General features: G+C 39.4%; 16 protein-coding genes and 1 riboswitch. Of the genes, 11 read left to right on the forward strand and 5 right to left on the reverse strand.

Translation table 11 applies throughout. The annotated features are described in order from the left end of the window. Positions 1–166: 166 nt before the first annotated feature. The gene (locus CBM24_RS09380; protein ID WP_232475745.1) at positions 167–1,114 is read right to left on the reverse strand and encodes a 1-aminocyclopropane-1-carboxylate deaminase/D-cysteine desulfhydrase; all 948 of its coding nucleotides are present in this window, start codon (positions 1,112–1,114) and stop codon (positions 167–169) included. Between the two features lie 18 nt (positions 1,115–1,132). On the opposite strand from CBM24_RS09380, the gene CBM24_RS09385 reads away from it, so the two are divergent. Both CBM24_RS09385 and CBM24_RS09390 read left to right on the forward strand, forming a co-directional pair. Then, positions 1,133–2,179, forward strand: coding sequence for an RluA family pseudouridine synthase (locus CBM24_RS09385; protein WP_088161005.1), 1,047 nt, complete (start codon positions 1,133–1,135; stop codon positions 2,177–2,179). A gap of 19 nt (positions 2,180–2,198) precedes the next feature. Next, on the forward strand, positions 2,199–3,065 hold the full coding sequence (locus CBM24_RS09390) for an aminotransferase class IV (protein WP_088161006.1): 867 nt from the start codon (positions 2,199–2,201) through the stop codon (positions 3,063–3,065). A 33-nt stretch (positions 3,066–3,098) separates the two neighbouring features. Here the strand turns inward: CBM24_RS09390 and CBM24_RS09395 are convergent, their stop codons facing one another. Then, on the reverse strand, positions 3,099–3,674 hold the full coding sequence (locus tag CBM24_RS09395; protein WP_088161007.1) for an NADPH-dependent FMN reductase: 576 nt from the start codon (positions 3,672–3,674) through the stop codon (positions 3,099–3,101). Between the two features lie 213 nt (positions 3,675–3,887). Between CBM24_RS09395 and CBM24_RS09400 the strand changes: the two genes are divergently transcribed. Continuing rightward, the gene (locus CBM24_RS09400) at positions 3,888–4,430 is read left to right on the forward strand and encodes a hypothetical protein (RefSeq protein WP_088161008.1); all 543 of its coding nucleotides are present in this window, start codon (positions 3,888–3,890) and stop codon (positions 4,428–4,430) included. Positions 4,431–4,699: 269 nt separating this feature from the next. Continuing rightward, positions 4,700–5,626, forward strand: a complete 927-nt coding sequence (locus tag CBM24_RS09405) for a polysaccharide deacetylase family protein (RefSeq protein WP_088161009.1) — start codon at positions 4,700–4,702, stop codon at positions 5,624–5,626. Positions 5,627–5,710: 84 nt separating this feature from the next. Here CBM24_RS09405 and CBM24_RS09410 read toward each other — a convergent pair whose 3' ends face one another. Further along, complete coding sequence (locus CBM24_RS09410) at positions 5,711–6,292, reverse strand: PhnA domain-containing protein (protein WP_088161010.1); 582 nt, start codon at positions 6,290–6,292, stop codon at positions 5,711–5,713. A gap of 280 nt (positions 6,293–6,572) precedes the next feature. Between CBM24_RS09410 and CBM24_RS09415 the strand changes: the two genes are divergently transcribed. Further along, complete coding sequence (locus CBM24_RS09415; protein WP_088161011.1) at positions 6,573–7,442, forward strand: neutral zinc metallopeptidase; 870 nt, start codon at positions 6,573–6,575, stop codon at positions 7,440–7,442. 129 nt (positions 7,443–7,571) lie between these two features. Here the strand turns inward: CBM24_RS09415 and CBM24_RS09420 are convergent, their stop codons facing one another. Next, positions 7,572–8,552 carry an acyl transferase gene (locus CBM24_RS09420; protein ID WP_088161012.1) on the reverse strand — a complete coding sequence of 327 codons (981 nt, stop codon included), beginning with the start codon at positions 8,550–8,552 and terminating at the stop codon, positions 7,572–7,574. 166 nt (positions 8,553–8,718) lie between these two features. Next, positions 8,719–9,462: a 3-oxoacyl-[acyl-carrier-protein] reductase gene (fabG, locus tag CBM24_RS09425; protein WP_075991942.1), complete on the reverse strand. Its 744-nt coding sequence runs from the start codon at positions 9,460–9,462 to the stop codon at positions 8,719–8,721. A 513-nt stretch (positions 9,463–9,975) separates the two neighbouring features. On the opposite strand from fabG, the gene CBM24_RS09430 reads away from it, so the two are divergent. The 6 genes from CBM24_RS09430 (at position 9,976) to CBM24_RS09455 (ending at position 22,934) form a co-directional block, all read left to right on the forward strand. Continuing rightward, positions 9,976–11,475, forward strand: coding sequence for a malate:quinone oxidoreductase (locus CBM24_RS09430; protein ID WP_075991943.1), 1,500 nt, complete (start codon positions 9,976–9,978; stop codon positions 11,473–11,475). Positions 11,476–11,489: 14 nt separating this feature from the next. Beyond that, a riboswitch (TPP riboswitch) is annotated at positions 11,490–11,634 on the forward strand. 55 nt (positions 11,635–11,689) lie between these two features. Further along, positions 11,690–12,307, forward strand: a complete 618-nt coding sequence (gene pnuC, locus CBM24_RS09435) for a nicotinamide riboside transporter PnuC (protein ID WP_088161013.1) — start codon at positions 11,690–11,692, stop codon at positions 12,305–12,307. Continuing rightward, a complete protein-coding gene (locus tag CBM24_RS09440; RefSeq protein ID WP_088161014.1) occupies positions 12,294–13,373 on the forward strand; it encodes an acyl-CoA dehydrogenase in 1,080 nt (359 codons plus the stop codon). Before pnuC ends, CBM24_RS09440 begins: the two co-directional genes overlap by 14 nt. Positions 13,374–13,829: 456 nt before the next feature. Continuing rightward, a complete protein-coding gene (locus CBM24_RS09445; protein ID WP_088161015.1) occupies positions 13,830–18,170 on the forward strand; it encodes a hybrid sensor histidine kinase/response regulator transcription factor in 4,341 nt (1,446 codons plus the stop codon). A 156-nt stretch (positions 18,171–18,326) separates the two neighbouring features. Continuing rightward, a complete protein-coding gene (locus CBM24_RS09450; protein ID WP_088161016.1) occupies positions 18,327–19,472 on the forward strand; it encodes a pectinesterase family protein in 1,146 nt (381 codons plus the stop codon). 123 nt (positions 19,473–19,595) lie between these two features. Beyond that, entirely contained in the window at positions 19,596–22,934 is a 3,339-nt protein-coding gene (locus tag CBM24_RS09455; RefSeq protein WP_198386076.1) for a SusC/RagA family TonB-linked outer membrane protein, read from the forward strand. Positions 22,935–22,943: the final 9 nt, after the last annotated feature.

Genomic DNA, 22,943 nt, shown 5'->3' on the forward strand with positions numbered 1-22,943 from the left:
GTGTTGAATAGGGGCAAAACTACCCCATACTGACCTCGTTTTTACCTTTAGAAAATCATGATTTTCGCATGTTTTCGCTATGTTTTATTTTAAAATCTGGTCAAACTTACGATATAATTGCTGAATAAATGTCAATCAAATGTCTCTGTACGGCGTTCTAGCGTATTTATTGATGTAGATCAATAAAATTAAAACGTTCGTACATACCAAGCAGGCCTGTAAGTCCGCCAGTATGAATAACGAGTACCTGATCTGTGGGGGTAAAGTAGTCCTTTTTGATCAGATCATCTACGGCATAAAGTAATTTGCCGGTATAGGTGGGTTCGATCATGATTCCTGTAGCCGCTATAAAATGCTGCACAAAGGCGAGCAAGTCGGTATTTGATTTTGCATAACCACCAAAATGATAATCAAGATGTAAAATAGGAGGGGTGATGTTGGGGTAAAGTTGATCGACTTCCTCCTGAATAAAGCCCCCATTTTTTAAAACAGGTATGCCGTGTACGCGGGTAAATAGATCTCGTTTTTCTATCGCATTGGCTATTCCAGCTAATGTTGTTCCTGTGCCGCAGGCGGTAAAAATATGCTGGTATTCATGTTGGAGTTCATCAACGAGTTCAGAGCAACCTTTTGCTCCTAGTATGCCGTACCCCCCCTCGTGTATATAGAATGTCGTTGGATCCTGACCAAAATAGGTGTTGTATAAATTTTCTTTATGCCGGTAAGATTCGCGGTCGACGTAAATGAGCTGCATCCCGAAAAGGCGGCACATCGCTAAAACAGGGTTGTTAACCCCTTCTTCACCTCGAACAAAAGCGGTTGTTTTAAACTTGAAGGTAGCTCCGGCGCAAGCGGTAGCTAAAAGATGGTTGCTCCATGCTCCACCAAATGTGACAAGATGATTTTTCTGAAGCTGCAGGGCTTCTTCCAGATTATATTTTAATTTTCGCCATTTATTGCCTGAAATAAACGGATGTATGAGGTCATCGCGCTTAAGTGTTACTTTAATATGCTTCTTTTCCCAGGCTGGGAGGCACAATTCAGTTTCGGGGCTATGGATTTTGAAGGGCAACATAACATTAAATGAAAACAAATTTAACGAAAATTGTTTCATTTGGTTTATTTTTGTAGCATGACAGAACAAATAGGATCGCAAGATCAGGAAGAACAAGAATTATTTGAGCATCTACGTATTGAGGTGGATAAGGGACAAGCATTACTCCGCATTGACAAATACCTGATGAACAGGGTTGAAAATGCGACGCGGAGCAAAATTCAGCATGCTATTGAAGCAGGTTCTGTCATGGTTAACGGTAAGGAGATCAAGGCGAGCTATAAGGTTAGACCTGATGATGTGATTACATTGGTGCTACCTGATCCACCACGGGATAACGAAGTTTATCCAGAAAACATTCCATTGGATATCAAATACGAGGATGACGACGTGCTGATTGTGAATAAAGAGGCGGGAATGGTTGTGCATCCAGGATATAATAATTATACGGGAACCTTGGTAAATGCATTAACGTATCATATACAGCAATTGCCACAGCTCCCAGGAAACTCCGATCGCCCGGGGTTGGTGCATCGGATCGATAAAGACACATCCGGACTATTGGTTATTGCTAAAAATGAAAAATCAATGGCCTTTTTGGCAAAACAGTTTTTCGATCACAGCATTACCCGTAAATATATTGCATTAGTTTGGGGTGATTTAAAAGAGGACGGAACAATTACAGGTTATATTGGGCGTCATCTAAAAGACAGACGCATCATGGCCATGTATGATAGCGAAGACAAAGGGCGTTGGTCAGTGACACATTACAGCGTTTTGGAGCGACTAGGCTATGTTACTTTAATTGAATGTCAGTTAGAAACAGGGCGTACACACCAAATTCGTACGCATATGCAATCTATTGGTCATCCGTTATTTAATGATGCAATGTATGGTGGGGATAAGATTTTAAAAGGTACCGTGTTTTCAAAGTACAAGCAGTTTGTGGATAACTGTTTTTCATTACTGCCGCGACAAGCCCTTCATGCACAAGTATTAGGATTTATCCATCCTTCTACAAAAGAAAATATGTATTTTGAGGTACCATTTCCGGAAGATTTTCGTTTAGCTTTAGAAAAGTGGCGCGGATATGCGGCAAATTCAATGGCTATAGAAAATGATTAAAATTTAGAACAAAATTAAGATGCCAACAAACTATATCAATTTCAATGGCAGTGTAGTGCCGGAAGATCAGGAAATATTTAGCATTGAGAATAGAGGTTTCCGTTATGGGGATGGATTATTCGAAACGATGCTGTATAAGGATGGTGATATCCGCTTTCTAAATTTTCATGTCGAGCGTTTACAGAAAGGAATGGAGTTGATTCATTTGGATGATGCAAATCTATTCGATGAATTTTTTATTCGTTCGAGATCCGAAGAATTAATCCGTAAAAACAATATGTTGGGGCAGCAGGTTCGTATCCGATTGATCGTGTTTAGATCTGGAGGTGGATTGTATAGTCCAACAAGTAATAAACCTGGTTTTGTTTTGCAGGTGCAGCGCATAGAACCCAATCTTCGCGATAAGAAGGTCGGTTTGATTGTAGGACTTTACAATGAATTCAAAAAACCGTATAGCGATCTTTCAAAGATTAAATCTTTAAATGCGCAGATTTATGTGTTGGCTGGCATCTATAAAAAGAAAATGGCTTTTGATGATGTATTGATTCTAAATCAGGAAGGTTATCTATGCGAATCCTTGATTTCAAATATCTTTGTCTACTATGAAAAGGTACTTTATACACCAGCGTTATCCGAAGGATGTATTGAAGGAGTAATGCGCCGGGTAGTCATGGACATGGCACAGGATGAAGGTATAGAGGTGGTTGAGGCACAGATAAGCCCCGAAATCATGAAACGGGCAGATGAGATTTTCTGTACCAATGCTGTACAGGGCGTACAATGGGTAATGGGCTATAAGCAAAAGCGCTATTTCAATAAGATATCGCGGATCTTGCAGGAAAAATTACAACATTGGAACTATGACGTCAGTGATGAACAGGACTAGAATAATTTCATTATACATACAAAAGGGCAGGATTTAATCCTGCCCTTTTGTATGTATAATTCGCTCAGCCCATTGCTCAAAGGCATTTTTAAAGCTGTGTAGAAAATCTTTGGTTTTTTGTGATTCAATAGTCCCGTTGGGTCCAATACATGTTGTTATACTACCCAAATAAGCTTCGGGTTGCTGCATCGTTAAGACATTGACGAAGACCAGTGATTGACGTAAATGGTGGTTGGCGCCAAAGCCACCGTAAACTCCCGTTGATGAAGAAATTATTGCGCCAGGTTTACCATCCCATTTATTTTTTCCATAGGGTCTTGAACCCACGTCAATCGCATTTTTTAAAACTGCAGGAATGGAACGATTATACTCTGCAGTAATAAAAAGTACAGCATCCAGAGAAGCGACCTCTTTCCGAAATCGCACATAGCTCGGAGGCGGATTTCCCACATCGTCAAAATCCTGATTATATAGGGGAAGCTCGCTGATATCGATTATGCGATAGCCAAATTTAGATTCCTCTTGCTCAAGAATAAACTGCGCAATTTTTTTGTTGTAAGATTCCTTTCGTAAGCTACCAACCAATATTCCTACATTATATATACTCATTGTGATTAGTTCATTAAAGTCTGTATGATCTGAACAACTGATCCTACTAAAAAGTTTGCGGTTTTATTGCTAACTACAGTCATATTTAACCTGTTTAAAATGAGATTCTTATTGCGTCGTTAACAAAAATTAACATTTGAACATTAATCTTTTGCACACTGTTTGTTGTCGTATTGTAAAGAAGAAATTACAAACTAGAGGGAGGAGCTACTTATGAAAAAATTGTTTTACGCGGCGGCGATTATTGCAGGCCTTTTTACAGCGGGAGCTGCACAAGCGCAAGTCAGTATCAGTGTCAATATTGGGAGTCAGCCAAGCTGGGGGCCAGCAGGTTATGATTATGCCCGCTATTATTATATTCCAGAATACAATATGTATTACGATGTACCCGCGAGATGTTACGTTTATTATGATAATGGCGGCTGGATAAGAAGAGCAAGTTTACCGAGGAGATACAGACATTACGATTTTTATCGGGCTCATAAAGTCGTTATTAACGATCGCACACCATGGCATCACCACGATCGGTATAGAAGCCGTTATGGCGGTTACCGTGGAAGACAAGTATCTATCCGTGACAACCACCACGGTGGTAGTGGGTATTCATTTGCCAGCGAACGTAGTGTAAGGCGCGAACATTCATGGGGAGAAAGCCGTCGATACGATAGCCGAAATGGGCATGGACGAGGCAATAGCCATGGGCATGGAAACGGACATGGGCGTGGTAACGGTCACGGAGGAAGACATAGAGATTAATCGAGTAATTGAATAACATGATAAAAAAGGAATCTATATACATATAGGTTCCTTTTTTTTGGCCAGAAATAACAGGCTGTTTGCATTCGTAGCTCCGGGTTTTTCGGAATCATGAAGCTTTTAGTGTACATGCACAATAAATTAAATAACATAACAGCTTGATTAATGAAAAATATATTAATTTTGCGCTACACGGGACTGAGATCCGCTTATTTTAGGTGATTTTGAGTTTATGGGAAATAATTGTAATGTGTAAGTTAATTTTTGTAATGAGAAAACTGGTTAATTCGGGTGTTGTATGGGTAGGGTTAAGTATATCTATTTTTGGATTTTACTCCTGCAATCAAAGTGGGACAAATAAGGTGCAAAATGTGGGAGCTGTTGACTCTATGCCGCCAAAAAAGGATAGTTTGCTTGCTGTGCAAGATTCGATAAGTAAAGTGGATTCGCTGCGCAAAGACACCATTACAAAAATGGAAGAAAATGTGGACTACAAAGGGACTAAAGATACGACCGTATTGTTGACTGATACTGTTTCTCCACGTTATATTTATCTCACTTTTGACGATGGTCCACTGAATGGAAGCCAGCACCTTGATTCCATTGCGACAGCGAAAGGCATCAAAATTAATGCTTTTCTGATTGGCAATCATGATAAAATGAGTAAAAAATTACACAGCTTTACAGAACGTTATAAGAATAATCCTTTAGTGGATTGTTACAACCACAGTTACTGGCATGCGCACAATAAATACAGTACTTTCTATTCGAATCCGCAGACGGCTTTTGAAGATTTTGAACTTGCTGAGCAATCGCTGGGATTAACACATAAAATAGTTCGGTTGCCGGGACGAAATATCTGGTATATCGGAGACCGCAAAAAGGTTGATTTGAAAAGTGGGGCTTCGACTGCCGAGTTACTACACCAGAATGGTTACAAAGTAATTGGTTGGGACTGTGAGTGGAAAATAAATGGTGTTACAGGGAAACCGGACCTATCGGTGAATCAGTTGTATACCCAAATGAAGAATTTACTCCGTAAAGGTACCTCTTATACGAAAAACAATGTTGTGCTATTGACACATGACAATATGTATCAAACGAAAAAAGGACAGCGGTTGTTATCGGATTTGATCGATAGTCTCAAACAACATTCAAACTATCGTTTTGAATTTGTGCGGAATTATCCGCAATAGTGACTGCTATCTCTCTAAATAATTAAGGCTTAAACAGGAATGAACCCCAGTTTAAGCCTTAATTATTTAGTCGAAAAGTCTATTTTAATTTTGTTTACGGAGATATTTGGTCAATATAACGATTGTTTGACCTTCAATCTTTCCTTCAATTTGTTCGATATTGTCTGCTACTAGTCGAATATTCTTAACCACGGTGCCTAAAGTCGCTTTTAAGGAGGAACCTTTCACGTCAAGCGTTTTTGTCAGAACAACAGTATCGCCCTCCAACAGTCGTTGCCCGATGCTATCTTCATGAAAAGAAACATAGCCATCATTTTCATGATCTCCAGTTTTCTTAGCTTCCAATAGTGTTTCATCGTCGAGATAGAGGATATCCAGTGCTTCCGACGCCCAGCCTTCATTTTTTAATCGGTTTAACATACGCCAGCATACAATTTGCACCGATGGGTTTTCGGCCCACATTGCATTTGGAAGGAATTTCCAGTCGTCTGGATTTAATTGTTCTGTTTTGTTGAGCTGATTGACCAATGTTTCTGAAATCAGTAAAGTATTATCCAAATTTGATGTTATTTCCGGAGGTAATGTGTAGGCAATTAAAGTGGCATCTTCGCCTGTCAGCTCACATTTTCCGCCAGCTCTCGCTTGTAATTGTTCTTCTAATTTCATGTCAGTTTTTTTGAAAGCCCAAACTTAGCCAAATTTGCTTTGATGTGCAATGACGAATATCACGGCTTGGGGAAATAATTCCTGTTTTTACTCTTATAAAGCATTGTTTTTGCTTATGACTATCATTTGTTTGCTGGTAAATTTATTTATATGATGCGGACTACGAGGTAAAGTGAAGTAAATTTTTTCTTCAAATAAATTTACTTCATGTAGAACATTGGTACCGAATTTGTGTTTAACCAACATTAGAAAAGATTATTAACTGTAATATAGGAATACTATGAAATGGCAAGGAGGCAAGCAAAGTGGTAATTTTGAGGACCGTCGTGGAATGTCGGGGGGAGGAAAAATTGCTTTAGGAGGAATTGGTGGAATTATTGTTTTGGTCATCGGATTTTTGATGGGTGGAGATCCGATGCAACTCTTACAGCAAGCCCAAAATATGGGGGCACAAACTGAACAGTCAGGACAGCCGCGTGAGTTAAATCCGGAGGAAAAAAGACTAACTGAATTTTCATTAACTGTACTTCAGAGTACCGAGGATGTTTGGGCAAAGCTGTTTAAAGAGCAGATGCAGAAAAATTATACCCCTACAACACTCGTATTTTACGATGGGGGAACACAAACGGATGGTTGTGGTATGGGGCAGGCTTCTTACGGACCTTTTTATTGTCCGGGTGATCAAAAGATTTACCTGGATCTGAGCTTTAGTAGAGAACTTTCGGATAAATTCGGTGCAAAGGGAGAGTTCGCCATGGCGTATGTAATTGCGCATGAAGTCGGACATCATATCCAACAATTGGTGGGATTATTGCCGAAGACCAATCAAGCCCGTGGGAAACTGAGCGAGCGTGAAAATAACAGGATCTCCGTTATGACCGAGCTGCAAGCGGATTTTTATGCAGGTGTTTGGGCGCATTACATCAATGATTTAACCGATATAAAAATTGATTATAATGATATAATGGACGGGATGAAAGCGGCAGCTGCTGTTGGTGACGATAAATTACAGACTGAAGCACAGGGCTATGCTGTTCCTGAATCATTTACGCATGGTACATCTGCGCAACGTATGGAATGGTTTAAAAAAGGATATGATTCGGGGGATATGCGATCGGGCAATACCTTTGAAGATCCGAGTCTGAAATAGGAATCGTATTTCGAATAAAAAAACACCTGGCCGTGCATCATGACCAGGTGTTTTTTTATTATGGTATAGGCAATTTGCTTTGAGGGAACCAAGCCGTTTGGCAAATGCCGCGCTGGTCATATCAGATCATTACTGAACCAACAGATTACAACCACGAATATCACTTTGGTCAAAACGTCCCAATATTTCAAAAGAGCCATCCTGATATACTTTACCTAAATCTTGTGTGGCTATAAATGAACAGGAGTAGCGATTGGCGAGGTCGATTACATTGATGCCGCCAGTTTTATTCAACGGAATCAGGCTTAAAGGATCATTGGTATCTCGGATCAAGATTTTCATCCATTTGGGAAGATAGAATATTCCCTGACCTGAAGAGTAGCCTTGTGAGAGTAATTCTGTCATGCCATATTCAGAATGGATACCATGCACAGAAAAGGCTTCTTCCAGGAGTTTATGGATTTCCTGTTTCACCATTTCCTTACGCTTACCTTTCATTCCGCCGGTTTCCATAATGATCAGGTCAGGAAATTCAAAGGCATATTGTTCAATGAAGTCGAGTAGGGCATACGTTACGCCAAAGAGGATGGTCTTTGTGCCTTTATTTTTGAGTTTAATAAGTGTATCGAAAAGCTCTTGGTGGTTATAGAGGAAATAATTGCTTTCCGGTTGCTCACTTTGCTTCATGAGATCATCAATCATATAGATCAGCGACGAACCACTTCGCTCTAGGTAGGATGGGAGCAATGCAAGGACGGCGATGTTGCCGAGCGGACCATAAAAACTTTCGAAAATCTTCCGAAAAGTTCGCTCATATATGCTCCGGTCAGCGACCAGATGTTTTGAGGTGACCATACCTGTTGTACCCGAACTCGAGAATACGATTTCAGCCTCCATCCCTTCAGCAATAACCTGTTGGGTCTTAAAAAATTCGATGGGCATGAAAGGAATATCGGTATAGTGCTGAATCAGGTCTTTTTCTCGCCCAAGGAGCCTGATATAGTCACGATAAATTTTGCAATGCTGGCTTTGGAATTGGTAGGTATCTAAACAATGCTGATTAAAATCATCCTCGGTTTTAATGTCAAAAAAATCCTTCCAGTTCGTCATAGCATTTAAAAATTTGATGGACAAAATTAACTAAAATTTGGAAAAGAAAACCGTTAATTGTGGCGTGCATAGGTGTTTAGTAGAAATAGATCAGGATAGGCCGTGAAATATAACTAGAGAACAGGCTTAGGTCAAGTTTTCTTAACTCAACCTAAGCCTGTTTATTTTATAACATACCACCATCAACAGGAAGAACCTGTCCGGTTACGTATGCTGATAAATCAGATGCTAAATAAAGACATGCATTGGCAACGTCTTCTGGTTCACCAGCGCGTTTCAATGGAATTCCCGCTTCCCATCCAGCCACAACTTTAGGATCCAGTACATCAGTCATTTCGGTACGTATAAAACCTGGAGCAACTACGTTTGCACGGATATTACGAGAGCCTAATTCTTTAGCGATAGATTTTGTGAACCCGATAATACCAGCTTTTGATGCGGCATAATTTGCCTGACCGGCATTTCCTTGAACTCCAACAACTGAAGACATATTGATAAATGAACCTTTACGGTTTTTCATCATAATTTTCGAAGCAGCTTTTGTAACGTTAAAGACAGATTTTAAGTTGACATTTAATACATCATCCCAATTCTCTTCGGTCATACGCATTAACAAGCCGTCTTTTGTGATACCAGCATTATTTACAACGATATCTAATCCTCCAAAATCGGCAACGATCGCGTTGATTAATTGTTCTGCTTCTTCGAATTTTGAAGCGTCAGAGCGATAACCAATCACTTTGGTGCCGAAAGCCTGAAGCTCCTGTTCTAGCGCCTGTCCTTTTTCGACAGAAGAAAGATATGTAAAAGCGACGTTAGCACCATGTTGTGCAAACACTTCTGCAATTTTTCTTCCGATTCCTTTTGATGCTCCTGTTACTAAAGCAATTTTTCCTTCGAGTATTTTCATCTGTATAAGTTATTTGTTCTTCAATTATTCACACTTAGGCATTTATGTCCATTTTCCACGCGCTGTCTTTCTCTCACAGCCCGTCTGTTACTGGAATTCAATACGAAACATGAACTCGTTTCCATTTGGTTTATCTTGGTTATGCCCCAGTGCTTGTGTTTTTTCGATGCCGTCGTATTAGCGAATAAATGATCTTGTTTTTTTAGCTATTGTGTACACTATTGCCTTTTGATGTTCTGCAAAAATGTTAAAACTATATTATAACACAAAATCTTTCGATAAATAACGGTTTAAAATAGAAAAACATTGTGTGCTGACCTTGTGTTTATGTTGGAGTGGAAGCGTGTTTTCAGGAAACAATTTTAGAATTTTACGGTAAGCGATCGCTCACTTAGGATTATTTTAATAAATCAATGGTATTTTTGAATAAGTGGTTCTAAAAAGTACAGTTTTTTGACAAAAGACTTGGACGTTTACCAAAAACTATATTAAATTTGCATCAATCACAAAAACATGAGCAAAAAATCAAATAAAGAAGTTGACGTTGTTCTGATCGGCGCCGGTATTATGAGTGCTACTTTGGGTACTCTAATCAATGAATTAAGCCCAGACGTTAATATTGAAATTCTTGAGCGTTTGGATGTTGTGGCTGCTGAAAGTTCTGACGCTTGGAATAATGCTGGCACGGGTCACTCTGCCTTATGCGAGTTAAATTATACCCCCGAACAGAAAGATGGTTCTGTAAAGATTGATAAAGCAGTTAAAATTGCAGAGCAATTTGAAGTGTCTAAGCAATTTTGGTCCTACCTCGTTGATAAAGGCATTATTGCCCAACCTGAAAATTTTATCCGTAGTATTCCACACATGAGTGCGGTTTTTGGTGAAAAAGATGCTAAATTCCTAAAGACAAGATGGGAAACATTGACGACCCAAAACTTGTTCAAAGGGATGGAGTATACCGAAGATACGGCATTGTTGAAATCGTGGATTCCATTGATGATGGAAGGACGCGAGGCCGATGAAAAAATCGCTGCGACAAAAATGGATCTGGGCACTGATGTTAATTTTGGGTCGTTGACACGTGATTTGATCGCTAATCTTGAAAATAAAGAAAATATTTCGATCTCCTTAAACCATGAAGTAATCGACATCGAACGTGAAGACGATGGCCGTTGGGAAGTGGAGGTCAAAGATTTAAAGACAGGAACAAAGAGAGAAATAAAAGCAAAGTTTGTATTTATTGGGGCCGGTGGCCACTCGTTGTTGTTGTTGGAAAAATCTGGAATACCCGAAGCAAAAGGCTATGGCGGATTTCCTGTAGGGGGCCAATGGCTACGTTGTGTAAATGAAGAGATCATTAATACACATCATGCGAAAGTGTATGGAAAAGCTTCTGTTGGAGCTCCTCCAATGTCTGTACCGCACTTAGATACACGTTATATTGATGGCAAACAAGCGTTATTGTTTGGACCATATGCAGGTTTCTCAACTAAATTCTTAAAACAAGGGTCTTACTTCGATTTACCTGCTTCTATCAAATTGTCCAATATCCGCCCGATGTTATCAGCCGGACTTGACAACTTACCTTTGACGAAGTATCTTATTACTGAAGTCATGAAGTCACCAAAAGATAAACTAGAGTCTTTAAAACAATTTATGCCTACAGCTAAATTGGAGGATTGGGTTATCGAGAAAGCAGGACAACGTGTTCAGGTCATCAAGAAAGATGAGAAGAAAGGTGGAATTTTAGAATTTGGTACAGAGGTCGTTTCTAGTGCAGATGGTTCTATTGCTGCGCTATTAGGAGCTTCTCCTGGAGCTTCGACGTCAGTTGCTATCATGATCAGCCTGTTGAAGAGATGTTTCCCTGAACGTGCGAAATCAGATGAATACCGTAAAAAACTACGTGAAATGATTCCTTCACACGGGAAATCATTGAACGATGATGCGCAACTATGTAAAGAAACGCGTACGCGTACGCACAAAGCGTTGAAATTGATTGATATAGAATAATCAATTCGACAGAAAATATACTTATGGGGTGCTTGGAATGACCATGGTCATTCTCGGCTGAGATTATACCCAATAAAAGCGATTGTACCTCCTTGTACAATCGCTTTTATATACCTGATCCAGGTAATGCTGGCGTAGGGATTTAATTTCAATAAAAACGTCCGTTTTTCTCCCATAGGTTTATTATGAACTACACGAAATAATAAACAAGGCGATGACTTCTGAAACAATTTTCGAAGCTTTTATAAAACAGATTCAACAGGCCACCATCGCGGAATGGCTAGGGGTATCCTTTGGTGTTTTACAGGTTTGGTTTTCCCGGCAAAATAAATCGATCAATTACATTTTTGGGATTATTGGTATCTTAATTTCTGTTTACGTATTATTCCATGCGAAACTATATGCAGAAATATTACTACATCTCTATTATTTGATCATGAGCATCTATGGCTGGATCTATTGGAAATATAGTAGCGATGTTGCTGCTCCCATAACGCATTGTGAGCCGAAAGAATGGTGGATAGTAGGGGGAATCTGCGCTCTCGGTTTTCTGTTGTTTTATTTCGGATTGGTCCATTTAACGGATTCTGATGTACCGCTTTGGGACTCTGCAGTTTCCTGCACAGCTTGGGCAGGGATGTGGTTATTGGCAAAACGGAAGATAGAAAATTGGATATTGTTGAATATCAGTAATCTGATGGCAATTCCTTTACTGATCCATAAAGGGTTATTTCTTTATTCGGGCTTGACCTTGTTTTTATTTGTTATGGCATTTAGTGGATATTTTAATTGGAGGAGAATAATAAGTGAAGAAAGATATGCAACTCAATAGCGAAGATATTGCTATTCTGAAAGATAATCAGGCTAAGGGAATCCATCAGAAAACATTGTCGGATGGACAGCTCGAACTGATTTTTCGTCGGAAATGGTTTAAGATTTGGGTTCCACCTGCATTGGGTGGATTGGGGTTAAGTCTACCTGAAGGGCTCAATTTATTGGCTGACCTGGCTTATTGGGATGGGGGATTAGCTTGGACAGTAACGTTATGCTCAGGAGCAAATCTCTTTGTCGGTTTTATTGATCCGGTTTTAGGAGATCAGATTTTCAAAACGGATCGGGTTTGTTTTGGCGGCAGTGGGCAGGTATCAGGTACAGCTACACGTGAAGGTGAACATTATCGGCTCCGCGGTTTTTGGAGATATGCAACCGGAGCTCCTCATTTAACCCATTTTACCTTAAATGCTGCAATTCAGGAGGCAGGAAAACCCGTGTTGGACGAAAAAGGTGAACCACTGATAAAATCATTTTTTGTGGATCGTGATCATGTACTGGTGCATTACGACTGGGATACATTTGGATTGGAGGCTACGGCTTCGCATTCCTTTTCGCTGGAAGACATACTCGTTGATGGTAGGCAGTCTTTTGATATTGATGCGGCAAAAAGTACACGTAGCGAGCTGTTGTATCAATATCCCTTTATGCCTTTTGCGGAATTGACTTTACTGGCCAACTTTACGGGAATGTATAAGCGCTTTTTGGATTTAATCGAAAAACTATTTGTGTTAAAAAGCAATCAATCCAAATGGGAGAAGACTGAAAGTAAAGAAGCGTTTAGGGTACTCGATGACTTTCAGCAAGATTATGTTAATCGGAGGGAAGCAATAATGAATTTGGCCGTTCTTTCTTGGGTAAATCTTCATGATGGCAATGATAATGCAGCAATTTATGAACAGATAGGGATACAAAGTCGAGATTTTGTGGAATGTATCTTGACAAATACAATAAGACTCTATCCGCATACCGGAATCTCGGGGGCCGCCATTGATCATGAAATCAATATAATCTTCCGGAATATTTTTACGGCTTCGCAGCATAAGTTACTACAGAAGAGTTTATAACAAAAAAGACTATCCTAGGATAGTCTTTTTTGTTATAAAAGAACGTGTAGATCGCCAGACTTGGTTAGAAGTTTTGCTACCGTAAATAATTTCTTATCTTGTTGCTTGAAATAACCAATTGTAAGCATAAGAGAAGTTTGTGTTTGATTAAAAGTTTATTTGTAATATTATTGTTTAATTTTTTTTGTCAGGTGCTAATGGCACAGCAACGGCTTACACTTTTAAAATCAATTTTTCAGGAGCTTAAAAATAATTCAATCCATAAGAATAAGATAAATCGGTCCAATATGGATCTTATTACTATTAGGTTGCCATATATACTTAGATTGGGCAATATCTGCATATCATATTTTTGAGATCGTTTGCGTAGAAAATATAAAGTAATACGTGAATAAAAAGCTACTTTTAGGTAGTAACCAAATTTTCAAAAAGAGAGGGATAAATCTAATCTTCATTATGATAAAATTTAGTAGTTCGTGGATATTTTTATTAGCGGTAGTATTCGCTTATATACCCACCGTTCTAGGTCAGGAAAGTTTTAGATTGGATCATTTTGGCGGAGATAAAGGTCTTTCTCATGGTAATCTGACAGGACTATTGAAGGATAAGGATGGTTTTATCTGGATTAGCACATGGAACGGAATTAACCGGTACGATGGTCAGCATTTCAAAACCTATAATTCTACAGAATCCAAGAAGTATGATGTCGCAAGTCGTCGAGTTATTCAGATGATCGATGGTAATAAAAACGACATCTGGTTTCTTACTTATGATATGAAACTTTATCGTTTTGACAAGGCTACCGAAGAGTTTTGCTCGATATCGGAAAAGGTGGAAGCTACACAAAAAAAATCAGTACAGTTTAACAAAATTTTAGCAATTGATGCACAATCTATATGGGTAGGCAGCACAGACGATGGTTTATTTTGTATAGATACGAAAAGTGGAAATTCTGACTATTCAATCTTTAGCTCAGACAATAAAGCTGTAGATAATCATCTATCGTCAAATCAATTGACTTTCTTCCATAGGAATGTCGAAGGACAGGTATGGATTGGGACAAAAGATGGTCTTCATTTGCTTCAATTATCTTCAAAAAAAGGGAATAAGCCACATGTTATTCAATCTTTTGAATTGGCTTCAAATGGTATCTTTAAGATTGCTGAATCTTCTGATTTCATGTTTTTTTCTACCGAAAAAAACAACCTTTTGGTGTATAATAAACAAGGACGAAAATTGCAGAAGTTATCGGTAACAAAAGGACGAATCAATGAAATGCGTATGTCACGCGATCAAAAGCAGCTTTTCCTGTCGACCTCCTTGGGTGAACTTATTGCATTTGATGTTGTAAGGCATACAATACAGAAACTATATCAATTTCGAACTAGCCTTACTGGAATTTATGAAGATAGTAAGCGACGATTGTGGCTTGAACCAGAGGGAAATGGCGTGGTCCTGCTGAATTTGAACGATCTTAAAAGCAACTATTTTAGTTCTCCTTTCTTTAAAAAGAGTTCAACCGTGAGTTTTAAATGTTTTGAGGATGCATCGCAAAGAGTCTGGATCAGTATGCGAGGGGGCGGATTCGGTTTTTTTGATGAACAGAATGCCCAGCTCAGCTTTTCTTTCAAATCAATCAATGGTCAACAGATAGACTTTCCACGCTTTGTCCATGATATTCTATATGACCCTGCTGGTGTAATTTGGTTTGCCGTAGAGGGGGAGGGAATGGCACGGATAGTCTTTTACAATAAAGGGGTGTCATTCCAACCTTTTGGTAACGAAGAGGTGAAAGCAACGGACCCTGAAGTTCGTAGCCTTCTATTTGATCAGTTGGGAAGGTTTTGGGTTGGCAAAAAATTGGGACGCATATCAGTTTTTGATCAGGGGAAAATTTTGCCAATTTCTTTTAGTGGCGTGGATTCAGAAGCACTTTCGTCCGTCTATAGTCTATTGGAGGATCGTAAAGGAACAATGTGGATGGGTACTAAGAAGCATGGGCTGTTAAAGGCTGTACCACAAAATAAGGAGCGAACTTCATATAGACTTGAACAATTTAATACGATAAACAAAAAATTAATTAGCAACCAAGTTTATTCGTTATTGCAGGATAAACAGGGGGCTATTTGGATAGGAACTTATGGAGCGGGTTTACTTCGAGCTACTGAAATTAATGGAGTAACGAAATTTGAACAAATAGCATTGCATAAATCTGGTTTGCGGAAGGATGTATTTAACAGAGTTCGGCAATTAACTCTCGATGATAAGGGAATGGTTTGGGTAGCGACAACCCATGGTGTTCTAGTTGTTAATCCAATCAATAAAAAGGATAATTTTTATTTTGTGTATTATGATGGAGATCATATTGGCGATAATGATGTGCAATATCTGTACAAAGATCATTATGGAACCATGTGGATATGTACGTCAGGGGGGGGATTGACAAAATGCAGTGGCGATCCTTTTAATGCTCTTCGATTTGAACATTATACCGCCAACGAAGGACTTTTTAATGATTATGTTTTAAGTTGTATCTCAGATGAAGAACATAACCTTTGGTTAGCAACAGAAGGTGGATTGTCGAAGTTTGATCGTCAAAAAAAGAGGTTCGTAAATTTTAATGCAAGTGACGGTTTTGGTAATATGCGATTTTCAGAAAAGACGGTAGTACAGAGGAAGCAAGGAGTGATTTTTTTTGGTACAACAAAAGGAGTACTTTGTCTCGACACCAAAGCCTTTCAACAGAAATATAGCAAACCGAAGCTTCTATTGACTGGACTCTTGATTAATAATAAGGAATTTGTAATTAATACCCAAAAAAAAGGACAACAAGTCGGAGTACAATATACTGATCGGCTTATATTAAACCATAATCAAAATAACCTATCTTTTGATGTAACAGTTTCGGATCCGCGTTATATGCACCCTAATTTTCAATATCGTATAAGACAGATTGATACTAGCTGGCATCTTAATAACCAGATTACACGCATTACCTACACCAATTTAAATCCCGGCGATTACACCCTTGAGATAAGGGGGGAAGATGATCTTTATGAAGGAATCCCTTATAGAAAGGTTGAATTTATGATTAATCCACCATGGTGGAAGACACATATGGCATATATAGTCTACGGTTTTTTGATTCTCGGGATTTCCTATGCAGTTTTTAAAATATGTCTGCAAATGATACATTTAAAACAGAAAGTACTTCTCGAACAGCATCTTGGTGCACTTAAAATGGAGTTTTTGACTAATATTTCTCATGAATTGCGGACACCATTGACACTTATTATAAGCCCGGTCAAGAAATTGATACGTGAAGAGACCGATTCAAAAAAACAGGTATATATGGATATTATTCATCGGAATGCTGCGCGAATGGAGCTTTTTGTCAATCAATTGTTAGACTTGCGAAAGGTACAGGAAAGTAAGCATCAATTGCATCTTACGCAATTCGACATCGTGGTATTGATCTCTGACGTATTGTTCGCGTTTATTGCATCTGCCGAAGCAAAACAGGTGAATCTTAAATTTGTTACCGCTTTTAAAGAACTGATTGTTCAACTAGATCAGACGAAAATTGAGATAATCCTTTTCAACTTGTTGTCAAATGCACTCAATTATGCACCCGAAGGAAGTAGCGTGGAAATCCAGTTAAACCTGGAGCAAGAGAAAATGTATATCCATATCATTGATGAGGGACCTGGAGTTCCAAGTGCAACAATGCCTTATATTTTTGAATTATTTTACACAGAAAATAACCCTAAAGTGCATAAAAGAAAAGGTACGGGAGTAGGTTTAGCGCTTTCAAAAGAATTTACATTATTACACGACGGAAACATTTATGCAAAAAACAGGGAAACCCAAGGACTCCATGTTAGCGTTGAAATTCCAATTCACAATAATGCAAATGTACCGCAAAATGTTCAAGAATTCCGTAATTTTAATTCTTTTGACCTTCCTCCGTATTCCGATCCCAATAAGCATAGCATGGTATCTTTCGATACAGACAAAAATGAAACTTTATTGTTAGTTGAAGACAATGCGGATTTACGAATATTTTTAAAGGGGCAATTAGACGCTCATTATCACGTTGAAATAGCTACAAACGGTAAAGAAGGGTTGGAAAAGATTCACTCCATGATGCCTGATTTTATATTAAGCGATCTGATGATGCCAGTAATGGATGGTATTGAAATGTTGAAAGAAGTTCGGCGGGATGCGCGGGTTTGCCATATTCCTTTTGTGTTGTTGAGTGCTAAACACGCTGTTGAAACGCAAATTGAAGGATTGCATTATGGCGCTGATTATTATATCACAAAGCCATTCGAACCTGCTTTTCTATTAACAGCTATTCATAATTTACTTCAAAAAAGAAGATCCTATTTTAAACAGGTTACTGAGCGGAATGCTCCTGTAATTCAGGTATCAGAAGTTCAAATTGACGACAAGGATAAGAAATTCTTGGATACGGTAGTTGAGGTGGTGGAACAGCATATGAACCAATCTGACTTTAATATTGATTTGATTGCCGAACAGCTGAATTTGGCCCGCAATACCTTTTACAAAAAATTTAAGAGCCTGACAAATATAGCTCCAGTTGAATTCGTTCGGGAGTTGCGCCTGAAAAAGGCTAAATTATATTTTGATGCGGGGCTGGAAAACGTATCCGATGTAGCTTATCGCGTAGGATTTAATAATCCCAAATATTTCAGTACTAGTTTCAAGGAAATGTTCGGGATCTCTCCAAAAGAATATACTATGCGAAATAAAAATAAATCATTTTTATCATAATTTTTAAATATAAATCACTGATAATTAATTTTTTATAAAAATTAAACCTTTTTTGTCAATTATTGAACCTTTAATTTGTTGTGCTCCATTAGCTTTGATTATTGCTGACGACAGTCTTGCAAACTTAATGTTAAACGAACCAATTATAGACTTCTAATGATTAGACAAATTCTTGTATCTATTCTATTGACCTATGTTCAATTTTGTAGTCCCTTTTTTTGCTGTGCCAGCATAATTAAAACGATAGCACTAGATGGAGGTCACAATGTGGTCGTGTCAGCCGATGGTACCGGCGATTATAAAACTATACAAAAGGCAATTGATAGTGCGCCAAAACATTGCGGTGAACCTTACCGTATTTATGTGAAAAATGGAGACTATAATGAAGTAATCACGGTACCCATAGAAAAAAGATTCATCCATTTAATTGGTCAAGATAAGCAGCAAACACGTGTTCATTTTATGTTAAACGTACAGTCTTTACCTAAGCCGGATTCTAAATGGTATCAAACAGACACTGCAGCTTGGGAATTTTCCGTTCACAATCCCAAAGCAGCGGTTTATCGCTATCCCGGGGCAGTGGTGTCAATCTATGGGGATGATTTTTATGCCGAAAATATCAGTTTTATAAATGATTGGGGACTTGAACGGCAAAGCGGCCCACAGGCTTTGGCAATACGTATCCAAGCGGATAGGGTAGCATTTAGTGGTTGCATATTCCGATCTTTTCAAGATACCTGGATGACTAGTACACGCAAGCCCAATGATCGGCTATATGTATACAATTGCTGGATAGAAGGGGCTGTGGATTATTTTTATGGGGGCGGTAATGCATATGTTGAGCATTGCACCTTGTATAATGTTCGCAGCGGATCGGTGATTGTGGCTCCGAGCCATAAGGAGGAAACTAAATGGGGTTACGTGTTTAAATATTGTACAATCGATGGAAATACCGCTGCCGCAGATGGAAAAGTAAAATTAGGACGTCCATGGCACGATCAGCCTAAAGCTGTTTTTCTTTACACACGAATGAATATCCCGGTGGCCAAAGAAGGATGGACAGATATGGGGGGGATTCCCAAAATATTTGCCGATTACAAAAGTATAGATGTGTCAGGAAATGCGATAGGCACCGACAATCGTAAGACACGATTTAAAAACAGCAATAATGAGATGGGTGTGTCAAAAGCAATACTAACTGATGCGGAAGCTGCTAGTTATACTTATGATACGGTTATTGTGGGGAATGATCAATGGAATCCTCGCAAATTTATCTGCACTAAACCCCAAGTATGGAAGTGATTTCGCAGAAATCGAGCGATATAGCCAAGCAATTATGAATCAAATCTTATGTGAAATAACAAATTGAAACCATTTGACGGAATAAAGTTTTCTTTGTTTCGTTCTACGCAGCTGCGTAAAAATTTGTTGCATTCAGACGGTGTTAGGGATGTACCTTATTACAATTGGCGGAGCCGGGTGAATATTGGCTTCTTGCTGGTGTTCATTTCAACTACCATTCAGGCAAACGATAGTTATGCGACCATGACAGTGCTTTTGGATAGCCCCCGTAAGCAGGTTCGATGGATATCTCAAAGGTCTATTGCTATCGTAGGCAAGGTGTTGGATGAAAAAGGAGTTCCGATAACAGGGGTAACTGTGCGAATAAAATCAAGCAGTATGGTGACATCAACTGATCAGTCGGGAAGTTATGCATTTAAGGATGTTCCCGAAAATGCTGTTCTTGTATTTGTTTTTGTTGGAAAAAAAAGCCAAGAAGTTCAGGTCAATGGACGTATGAAAATAGATGTTGTTCTTGCAGATAATACGTTAATGATGGATGAAGTTGTAGCCATCGGCTATGGTACTACAAAACGGAAAGATCTGACAGGTTCAGTAGCCTCTATTAACGCCGAACAATTGAAAGATCTACCCACAGTATCTGTCCTTCAAGCCATATCCGGTCGTTTACCGGGGGTCAATGTCACCATAACGGAAGGTTCGCCTGATGCCCAGATAAAAGTCCGTGTCCGTGGTGGAAGTTCCATTACCCAGGACAATTCGCCCTTATATATTGTCGATGGATTTCGTGTAGCCAATATCAACGATATTCCGATGGCAGATATTGAAAATATAGATGTACTGAAAGATGCGGCCTCAACTGCAATATACGGTTCTGAAGGAGCCAATGGGGTTATCTTGATTACGACTAAATCTGGGAAAGGCGGAAATCCAAAAATTACTTTCAACTCCTATCTGGCTGCAAGTAAAGTGTACAACCTTACAGAGGTACTGTCGCCCTATGAGTATGTATACTGGCAGCGTGAGCTCGATCCTTCTATGGCTGCGAATAACAGTTTTAATTCCATGTATGGACTCTGGGAAGATGTGGATATCTATAAGTCCAAAGATGGACTTAATTGGCAGGATAAATTATATGGTAATACGGGGCTGCAGCAAAACTATAGCTTGGGAATGACGGGAGGTGACAAAGATGGAAGTCTGACCTATAACTTAAACTATACACACGACAATGAGGATTATATTATGTTAAACTCGGCTTACCAGCGGGATTATGTGAGCGCAAAGCTCAATAAAAAGATTAGTCCTAAGCTTTCCTTTGAGTTTAACTCGCGGATGTCAAACACAAAAATCACGGGTCCCAGTATCTCTGACGGGCGCAAGTTGCGGGAAGCTGTAAAATATGCGCCCGTTCGCAGTCTTGCATCGCTGACCGAAGGAGCCCTTGGTGGAGCGGAAGATATTACTTCAGCTGAAGCGCTGAGCTCACTCAACGACCCCGTTGTAAATGTTGTGAATGAGTATAAAGATCAAAATCGCTTTAATTTAATTTTTAATGCCGGGCTGAATTGGAAAATCGCCAGAGGATTGAGTTTCAATGCCAAAGGTTCTTATGGTTTCAATAAAAATTTTACGGATAATATCTGGATAAATGGTACGGGGCAGTCCAGCGCTAACGGTGGTCAGCCCGTAGCGCGGCGAGAAGATCAAAAAGGGGCGCTGTGGTCATTCCAAAATGTGCTGACTTACGATTTCAAACTGCAAGAAAATAAACATCGTTTTACAATCGTTGGGGGGCAGGAGATGACAAATAGCGAGCAAAACGATATGCTGTTGGAGTCTAAATTTTATCCCAAAGATTTCTCAACCGATGACGTGTTAGCGATGTGGAATTATGGTATTCCATCGCCTACCTACACCACCATTCGCGAACCATCACGGACGACCTCCATCTTCTCGAGGGTTAACTATACTTTTAGCGATCGCTATATTCTGACATTAACGGGTAGGGCAGATGGTAAAAATGTATTTGCACCCGGCAATCAATGGGGATTTTTTCCAGGTGCGGCTTTTGCCTGGAGATTTTCGGATGAGTCTTTCATGTCAGGTACCAAAGCTTGGCTTTCTGACGCCAAATTGCGCTTGAGCCACGGCTCTGTCGGTAACGCGCGCGTGGGATCTTATTGGCGGCAGGACTATGATTTTATTAATGCGGCAAATCAATTGTATTATATTGGAGAAACCCCACAGAGTGCGTTACGTACGAAGACCACGCTGAAGAATGAAAATCTAACATGGGAAAGCACAGTGTCCAGTAATATAGGTTTGGATCTTTCCTTGTTTAAAAACCGGTTGAACCTTACTGTTGATGCTTATAATAATATTACAAACGATTTAATCCTTCAGGTACCGTTGCCGTCGAGCTCGGGATATGCCAACCAGTATCAGAATATAGGTAGTACTTCCAATAGGGGAATTGAGTTTTCGGCATCTGCAGTATTGGTGGAAAAAAAAGATTTTCGTTTATCAGCAGACTTTAACATTGCTTTTAATCGCAATAAGATTCGTAAGCTGATTGATGGTCTGAATGAAATGACAACGCCAGCCTCTCCATGGCTGGATTTTGGACGCGATGATTTTAGGGCCATTGTTGGACAGCCACTGGGATTGATGTATGGTTTTAAACAAGATGGTTTCTATTCTTTTGATGATTTTACTTTTGATGGTACGCAAAATAGATGGCTATTAAATGAAGGAGTGGTGGATGCTTCGAAAGTAATGTCCAGAGGGGGGAATTATTTTGGCCCAGGTCATATTAAACTTGAGAAGTTGGGCGGAGAAGGTCAGGTAATTACATTGGAGGATGACAGAGCGGTGATTGGCCAAGCACAACCAAAACACACAGGTGGTTTGATGTTGAATGTGCAGTACAAAAGCTTTGATCTGGCGGGTATGTTTAACTGGTCTTACGGCAACGACATATATAATGCAGATAAAATAGATTTCATGGCTTATGAAGGTTCTAAAGGGTATCAGAATATCAGTAATGATATGAGGCTTTCACAACGTTTTACCACGATAAACCCTGCCACTGGTGCCAATATCATGTTTGGAAATGATGCCAATCCCGAGCTTTTCCGTGCGCTCAATGAAGGAAAGACGATGTGGAATCCCATGGCAGCAAATGGTCGTATTTTAACCGATTGGGCCATCGAAGACGGCTCCTTTCTCAGACTGAGCAATGTGACACTAGGCTACACCTTGCCGACACATATTGCTAAGCGGCTTCTTATGCAGAATTTACGCATTTATGTCGCTGGCTATAACCTGCATGTCTGGACAAAATATAGTGGACAGGATCCAGAGGTTGACACACAACGTAATCCATTGACTCCCGGGGTAGGATACTCTGCCTATCCGAAAGCGAGAAAGGTGTTGTTTGGATTAAATGTTACATTTTAAACACAAGAA

Source organism: Sphingobacterium sp. G1-14, assembly GCF_002196555.1.
Lineage (GTDB): Bacteria > Bacteroidota > Bacteroidia > Sphingobacteriales > Sphingobacteriaceae > Sphingobacterium > Sphingobacterium siyangense.